Source organism: bacterium (assembly GCA_041648665.1).
GTDB lineage: Bacteria > UBA10199 > UBA10199 > 2-02-FULL-44-16 > JAAZCA01 > JAFGMW01.
Genome location: JBAZOP010000115.1, coordinates 1 through 7,933, shown reverse-complemented (window position 1 = coordinate 7,933; position 7,933 = coordinate 1). Strand labels below are relative to the sequence as shown.

Sequence of the window (7,933 nt, the reverse complement as noted above, 5' to 3'; positions counted from 1 at the left end):
TGCCGATAGGCGCGTGGCGGTCGATGCGGCTCCCCAGCTTTCCCTGGCTGTCGTTGAGATGCATGGCGACGAGGTTTCGGATCTCGATCGCTTCATCGAACTCTCGCCAGGTCCTGGCATAGCCCTCTTTTGTGCACAGCTCGTATCCGGCAGCAAAGGAGTGGCAGGTGTCGAAGCAGACCTTGACCCTGCGCTTATCATCTATATGGGCGATGATCGAGGCCAACTCCTCGAAGCGACCCCCTATGGAAGCGCCCTGGCCGGCCGTGGTCTCGAGCGCCACTCCGGCCGAGAGGGCTTCCGTGGCATCGAGCACGGAGTTCAGCGCCTCGGCGATCCTCTTTATCCCCCACTCAAGGCCGTTGCCCTTGTGCGAACCAGGGTGGACGATGACCCAGGGGATGCCGAGAGCGGAGGCGCGTTCGATCTCGCCCTCCATGGCATCGATGGATTTGCGCCAGATCACGGGATCGGGCGCAGCGAGGTTGATGAGATAGCAGGCATGCGCCACTGCGATGCGGATGCCCTGTTCGTTCATATTGCGTTGGAATGCCTCAGTCTGCGCAGCCGAAAACCATTGGGCATGCCCGCCTGCCATCGCCTTGCCGAAGGCATGGCGGGCAGGCCACTGCTGGTTGGAGCCGGTGAAGAGTTGGATAGCGGTTGCACCGATCAGGCCTCCCGCGAGCGGCGCGTTCTCCACCCCGCCCGCGATCGAGCAATGCGCGCCGAGGAGCCTGTGGCCTTCAGTGAGCTTTTTGCCCATGCGCCGCATACCTAATATTTCTTCGCCACTTCGGAGAGCGAGTCCTTTATTATCCCCTTCGCCTCGTTCAGATCCCCGTCGGTATGGCGGTGCATGATGTAGGAGTGATGGTACGGCTGCATGAAGAGGCCGCGGCGGATGCACTCGGTGAAGAAGAGTTTGCGCCGTTCCTTGTATTTCTTCTCAGGGTCGGCCTTGAAGGTGATATAGGGCATGGGCGGGATGCCGGAGAGCTCCGCTGCGACGCCGGATGAGCCCACGATCTCCTTCACGTCCGCCATGAACTTTGTCCCGCGCTCCCAGATCCTGTCGCATACCCTCTCGCGCTCCAGTATCTCGATAGTCTTCAGGGCGGCCACGATCTCGAGGCCGTTGGGGAAGAAAGTGGAGGAGATGAAGACCTGGTTCTCGGCAAGAGGCTTCATGATATCCCTGCGGCCGCAGACGATCCCGATGGGATAGCCGTTCGCGATCGCCTTGCCGAATATCGCCAGGTCCGGCGTGACCCCGTAGCGCGCCTGCGCGCCGCCCAGCGAAACGCGGAAACCGGTGCGCACCTCGTCAAAGACCAGCACCGCCTTGTGCTGATCCGCGAGCCTCCGCACCCCCTCCAGGAAGCCGGGCTTCGGCGCCTCCACCGGCTTTGCCAGCGGATGGCCGACCGGGGTGATGATTATCCCCGCGACCTGCCCCTTGTTCTCGACGAGCAGCTTGTCCAGCGCATCGAGGTCGTTGTACTTAAACTCCAGCGTATCCTCGAGCACGTGCTTCGGCACGCCGCCGTGGATCTCCACGCACCAATCATGCCAGCCATGGTACCCACAGCGGATTATTTTGTCCCGGCCCGTGAACCCGCGCACCAGGCGCACCGCGGAGGTCGTGCCGTCGGAGCCGGTCTTGACCGTGAACCCCTGCTCAAAACAGGGGATGATCTGCTTCAACTTCTTGAAGAGCTCGTTCTGCGTCGGCTGGCAGAGGTTGAAGCAGAAGCCCTTCTTCATCTGCGCTGCCACCGCCTCGTCGATCTCAGGCTCGCGATGACCGAGTATGATGGGCCCGTACGCGCAGAGGAAATCGATGTACTCGTTGCCGTCCGGGTCCCAGACCCTGCCGCCCTTGCCCTCGCAGAGGAAATAAGGATATTCGCCCTCCACGAAATTATACGGCCTGCGGATGCCGAGCACGCCCCCGGGCACGAGGTCGAGGGCCTCGCTCCATAGCTGTTTTGACCTGGTGAGGTTGAGCCTGTCCATAGAGATCCTCCGATTCGGAGGGTGAGATAAACACACGGAGAAAAAACCGCAACCCCAAATGATCGACTCTCCCTTCCTGTTGCCCTCGAACACGGTATCTGCTTAATATGCGCCCATGTCCTATTACGGCCTCGAACCCACGCGCCTCATGTCCTGGCGCATCAACGACGTGCTCTTCGTCTCCAGCCCGTACGACCTCTATATAATAGAAGAGGAGGGGCTGCTCGCGGACAGAATATCGGACGAATACACGATCCTGCACCTGACGAGCGCGCCGTCGATCTCCCACGCCTCCACCGCCGAGGAGGCCATCGCCGCGGTGGAGGAGCACGACTTCGACCTGGTGATCACGAGCCAGAGGGTCGGCAAGGGGCGAAGCGTCTTCGACATGGCCGCAAAGATAAAGGAGCTGAAACCCGACCTCCCCGTGGTCCTGCTCACCCCTGAGATGGGAAGCGGAGGGAGGACGAAGAAGCGGCGGGAAAGCCCGGCCATAGACAAGGTCTTCAACTGGCACGGCGACACGCGCATCTTCCTGGCGATCATCAAGTGCCTCGAGGACCGCGTCAACGCGGAGCACGACTGCCTGAAGGAGGACGTGCGGGCCATCATCCTCGTCGAGGACTCGCCGCATTTCTACAGCGACTACCTGCCGCTCATATACACCGAGATAATGGAGCAGACGCGCTCGCTGGTCTTCGAGGGAGCGACCGCGGACGAGAAGCTCCGCATGATGAGGCGCAGGCCCAAGATACTCATGGCGGGCAGCTACGAGGAGGCGGTGGAGCTGTTCGAAAAATACCGCGACAACCTCCTCGGCATCATAAGCGACGTGCGTTTCCCCAGGGGCGGCGCGCTCGACGCGGAGGCCGGGTTCGCGTTCACCGAACTCGTGAAGGGCGAGAACCCGGACACGCCCGTGCTCCTGCAGTCGAAGGACGCGGGAAACGCCGGCCGCGCAGGCCAGGTCGGCGCCTCCTACGTGGACAAGAACTCGCCGCACCTCCTCACCGAACTCGGCAACTTCATAAAGAACTACTTCGGCTTCGGCGACTTCCTCTTCAGGATGCCGGACGGAACCGAGATCGCCCGCGCCACTACGATGCAGGAGATGGAGAACCTGCTCGGGAGCGTCCCTGACGAGTCGGTCGCATACCACAGCAGGCGCAACCACTTCTCGAACTGGTTCTACGCACGCGGCGAGTTCGCCCTTGCAGCCAAGATCAAACCGATAAACCTCTCGGACTTCAGCTCGGTGGCCGGACTCAGGAAAGAGCTGCTCGCCTGCATACACGAGGCCGCGATCACGAAACGCTGGCTCAACATCGCGAGGTTCTCGGAGCGCAACCTCGACCTCTCCATGTTCTTCATGCGCTTCGGCACCGGTTCGATCGGAGGAAAGGGCCGCGGCATAGGATTCCTGAGCAAACTCGTTCAGGACCCCGAGATAGCGAAGAGGTTCCGCGGGCAGGCCGTGGAGGTGCCGCAGACGGTGGCAATCGGCACGGACGTGTTCGACAATTTCCTGGAGACCAACAGGCTGCACAGGGTGGCGATCGACGCCGCGGACGACGGCGCCATCGCCAAGGCGTTCCTCGCCGCAGAGATCGAGCCCAGGATCGTGGGCGACATAGCCTCATTTCTCCGGAGGACCGAAGGCCCGCTTGCGGTCCGTTCCTCCTCGCTCTCCGAGGATTCGTTGTCACAGCCCTTCGCAGGGCTGTACTCCACCTATCTGCTCCCGAATAACCATCCCGACTTCGATCACAGGCTCGCGCAGTTCCTGGCGGCCGTGAAGCTCGTGTACGCCTCGACGTTCTTCGCGGACCCGAGGGCCTACATGGAGGCCAACGGCATCGCGGTCGAGAGCGAGAAGATGGCGGTCATCGTCCAGAGGATCGTGGGGCGCCGCCACGGCGACTTTTTCTATCCCGACGTGGCCGGCGTGGCGCAGTCCTACAACTTCTTCCCCGTGGGATATCTCAAGCCCGAGGACGGGATCGCGCAGATAGTGCTGGGGCTGGGGACCATGGCGGTCCGCGGCGAGAGGGTGCTGCGCTTCTGCCCGCGATATCCCACGATACTGCCTCAGTTCTCAAAGCCGGCCGACATCCTGGCGCAATCGCAGCGGTCGTTCCACGTGATCGATCTCATCAACACCAATCCCGCGCTCTTCACCGACGAGAACGTGACTCTAGCGACCCTGGATATCATGAAGGCGGAGGAACACGGAGTGCTCCCGCCGCTGGGAGGCACTTATTCCAGGGAAGACGACGTGATCTACGACGGCGTCAACAGGACGGGCCCAAAGGTGCTGACCTTCAAGGACCTGCTGTCAGGCCAGCTCTTTCCGCTCCCTTCGCTGCTTGCGGAGATGCTCGACATCGGCGCCGAAGGGATGGGATGCCCCGTGGAGATGGAGTTCGCGGCAAATCTTGCGTCCGACGGAGCAGGCCCTTCGCTCTCGGTCCTCCAGATCAGGCCGCTGGTATCCGGCGAAGAGGCGGAGGAGGTGAGCGTCGAGGGCATCGCGAGGGAGGACTGCATCGCGCTGTCGAACAAGGCCATGGGCAACGGAAACTTCACGGGCATCAGGGATGTGGTCTTCGTCAAGCCCGAGGCTTTCGACCAGAGTCGCACCGCCGAGATAGCGGAGCACATAGGCAAGGTCAACGCGCACATGGTCGCGCGCGGCGACAATTACGTCCTGATGGGCTTCGGCAGATGGGGGACCACCAATTCCGCGCTGGGCATACCGGTGACCTATGCCCAGATCTCGCACGCGAAGGTGATCGCGGAGATATCCACGGAGCAGGTGGACGTCGAGCCCTCCCAGGGGACCCATTTCTTCCACAACATCACATCCTCGCGCATAGGATATCTATCGATCGACGAAGGAACTCAGGAGGGTTTTGTTGATTGGGGATGGCTGCACGAACAGCACGCCTCTCTCGAGACCGCGTTCATAAAGCACATCAGGCTCAAGGACCCGATCGCGGTCCGCATCGACGGACACTCCGGCCGCGGGGTGATCTTGAAATCCTGAACAAAATTTACGTCGATAGTCTCTGGCGGATGTTGGTGATCTGGTCCGGGAACTCGATGCCTGCCTCGTAGACCCTCTCGAATATCGTGGGATGAAATACGCGGACCCAGCGCACGGTTCCGTGCATCGCCAGGGAAGCGAGGTTGGGCGGCACTATGACGACGTTCTGGCCGATCGCGAGCTGATCGTGCGAGCGGATCCGAAGGCCCAGGATCGAAAAGTCGATCACCCTGGCGGGGTGCCAGTTGCTGTCGTGGTCCACGCAGTAAGAGATCGCTGCGTCGATCTCGTGGCGCTTGACGCGACGGCGCTCCTGCCCTTCCGTGTCCGCATCGGGTCCCTCTGCCCTGGGCCTGGTCAGGGACGAGTCGTACTGCGCACGCCTGGCAGGATCCGAGATGACCTCATAGGCCTCATTGAGCCTCGTGGCCTCCTCGGGGTCGCCTCCCACGTCGGGATGATTCTTCTTCATCCGCGCCTTGTAGGCGGCCGCGACGACCTCGGGCGAGGCGTCCGGCGATACCTGAATTATCTCGTAGTATGTGCGTCCCATGTCCTGACCTCTTATCGGTATACCTCAAATAAAGTTGTGCAGAAAAAAGCGCGGCCATGCAAGAAAAGCAATGGGCCCCTTTCCACCTATATATTCATTTGATTTCCTTTTGCATCGAGATGTAATAAAATGCATTTGATAGTGTTATTATGTCAAGCTTATCAATGAGTTAGAGGGCTAGACCGAGCGCATATGACGACTGCGGGCAAGGCAAAGATAGCACTGCTCAACTGCCAGAAGGAGGACGCCAACTTCCTCTTCTCCGCGCTCTTCGATTCGGGCTATTCCGTAGTGATCTCCGGCAAAGGATCTTCAGGCCTGGACATCATCACCCGTGAGAAGCCGGACCTCATCATCCTGGACATACTGGCCAACAACATGTCGGGGCTGGCGCTGCTCGATATACTGCAGGCCAGGAGCACAAACATACCGATACTCGTGATCACGGTGCCGGAGATGGTCTCGGACAACCTCGCCCAGCGCGGCATAGCCGGTCTCCTGATCAAGCCCATCGACAAGGAGCGAATGCTCACGCACGTCGAGGCGACGCTGGACCTGCAGGAGATCTCCAGGGTCTACTCCGAGAGAGAGAGCGAACCGAAACGCCCGCCTCCTCCGCTTCCAACGAAAGAGACGGCCGTCGAGCCGAAGGCCGAGCCCGAAGTCGCGATCCCACAGCAGGAGCCCGCGCGGCCCACGCTCGCCCCCGCGCCGGAGACACCTCGGCCCATCAGGCCCGGCATGAAACCCTTGGATAAGGGTCCGCCCTCCAAGCCCATGGTCCTCGTGGTGGACGATGAGCCCGACATGCGAAGTCTGCTCTCCGACCTGCTCTCCTTCAGCGGATTCGAGGTGGCGACCGCGGACGACGGAGTGCAGGGGCTGAAGATGGCGCAGCAGCTCATGCCCCAGTGCATACTCCTGGACATCATGCTGCCCAAGCTCGACGGCTTCCAGGTATGCAGGCTCCTCAAGTTCAACGAGAAATTTGCGGAGATACCGATCATAATGCTGACCGCGCGCAACCACCCGAAGGATCGCGAGCTTGCAGAGAACTCCGGCGCGAACGGCTACATAGTCAAGCCGTTCGAGACCAAGAACCTGATCGAGGAGATAAAGAAGGCCATCGGCGCTGCGGCCAAACTTGAAGTGATGTGATGCGTCAGCCTGTCACCACCTTGGACATCTGATCGAATACGAACTGCATGAAGCGGCTCTTGTCGTCGTTGGGCATGTTCCTGATCATCACGCCGGTCTCGTAGCTCGTGGCGGATATCTTGTTCTGCCACATCACCTCGCCCTCAGCCTTGATGGGGTTTCCCTCATCCTCGCCGAGCAGGATCTCCAGCGCGAGCATTGTTCCGTTCTCCAGGGGCCCGGGCGTCATGAGCCGGATGCCGCCTAAGCTTATGTCGCTGGATACCGCCTCGCGCGGGTCAGCCGGATGGCCGCCGACTGCGCCTATGACACGGTAGCTCACCGTAAGCGCGAGATCGAGCCTCGCGAATTTCCTGCGTTCCGCTCCTGTTGCCATAACGATTCTCCTCCCACTCGTATCGAACAGATCACATTGAATTGCAAGCAACGTAAAAAAAGGTCAGATATCCAGACTGCTGACAAAGCAGTGTCATTCCTGCGAAAGCAGGAATCTCCGGTATTTAAATCCGCGGGATCCCCGCTTTCGCGGGGATGACAAAACTCTTTTTCAACAATCTTAGATACCTAGTATCACTCTTCTCTTATTGAGCAGCTCACGGTAGGACTCTTTCATCCCATCCGAGAGGAAGCTCGCCCCTATGAGGTCCTCCCAGCCCGGCAGCGCCTCCCTGATCGGCGTGAGCACGTTTTCCACAGCGAATTCGTTCAGGCCCAGCCTTTCCTCAGCAAAATAATCCACTAGATCGGCGCGGCCCAAGTTTGACTTCTTGCCCTTGAGGGGCAGGGCCAGCTCCTCCTTTGCGTTCGGCAGGGCGATTGTTGAGTTGACGAAGTCATACGCCGGGGAGAGCTCGACCTTGCCCTCTCTCGCAATGATCGAAAAATTCTTGAGATGCATGTCTTCGTTTCCGATGAGAAAGGCGAACACCGTCAATCGAAACAGTTTTACGTACTCCACCATCGGAAAGGTGCAAAATTCGCGGATCACCTGCGCAACGCGCTCCATCGAACTTCGGTACTTGGTCTCGCGCGACTCACCGGAGAGCTGTGCGAAATCTTCTGTATGCGCCTTTTTCCCCCTGCCCGTGCGATCGAATCTCCTTATGAAATAGGTGAAGCTTTCGTCGCTCGAATAGAGCAGGCCGTGCACCGGCACC

At 60.2% G+C, this 7,933-nt stretch carries 7 protein-coding genes; 2 read left to right on the top strand and 5 right to left on the bottom strand.

What is annotated here, in order from left to right; all coding sequences use genetic code 11:
* The coding region (locus WC683_18250) for a deoxyribonuclease IV (protein ID MFA4974553.1) at positions 1-766 on the bottom strand (766 nt) is incomplete at its 3' end.
* Positions 767-777: 11 nt separating this feature from the next.
* On the bottom strand, positions 778-2,019 hold the full coding sequence (locus tag WC683_18245; protein MFA4974552.1) for an aminotransferase class III-fold pyridoxal phosphate-dependent enzyme: 1,242 nt from the start codon (positions 2,017-2,019) through the stop codon (positions 778-780).
* A 115-nt stretch (positions 2,020-2,134) separates the two neighbouring features.
* Here WC683_18245 and WC683_18240 point away from each other — a divergent pair, with 115 nt between their 5' ends.
* Positions 2,135-5,065, top strand: a complete 2,931-nt coding sequence (locus tag WC683_18240; GenBank protein MFA4974551.1) for a PEP/pyruvate-binding domain-containing protein — start codon at positions 2,135-2,137, stop codon at positions 5,063-5,065.
* Positions 5,066-5,072: 7 nt separating this feature from the next.
* Here the strand turns inward: WC683_18240 and WC683_18235 are convergent, their stop codons facing one another.
* A complete protein-coding gene (locus WC683_18235) occupies positions 5,073-5,618 on the bottom strand; it encodes a DnaJ domain-containing protein (protein ID MFA4974550.1) in 546 nt (181 codons plus the stop codon).
* Between the two features lie 192 nt (positions 5,619-5,810).
* On the opposite strand from WC683_18235, the gene WC683_18230 reads away from it, so the two are divergent.
* The gene (locus tag WC683_18230; protein MFA4974549.1) at positions 5,811-6,776 is read left to right on the top strand and encodes a response regulator; all 966 of its coding nucleotides are present in this window, start codon (positions 5,811-5,813) and stop codon (positions 6,774-6,776) included.
* A gap of 4 nt (positions 6,777-6,780) precedes the next feature.
* Here WC683_18230 and WC683_18225 read toward each other — a convergent pair whose 3' ends face one another.
* Positions 6,781-7,152, bottom strand: coding sequence for a PilZ domain-containing protein (locus tag WC683_18225; protein ID MFA4974548.1), 372 nt, complete (start codon positions 7,150-7,152; stop codon positions 6,781-6,783).
* 180 nt (positions 7,153-7,332) lie between these two features.
* On the bottom strand, positions 7,333-7,933 hold a 601-nt coding region (locus WC683_18220; protein MFA4974547.1), incomplete at its 5' end, for a HipA domain-containing protein.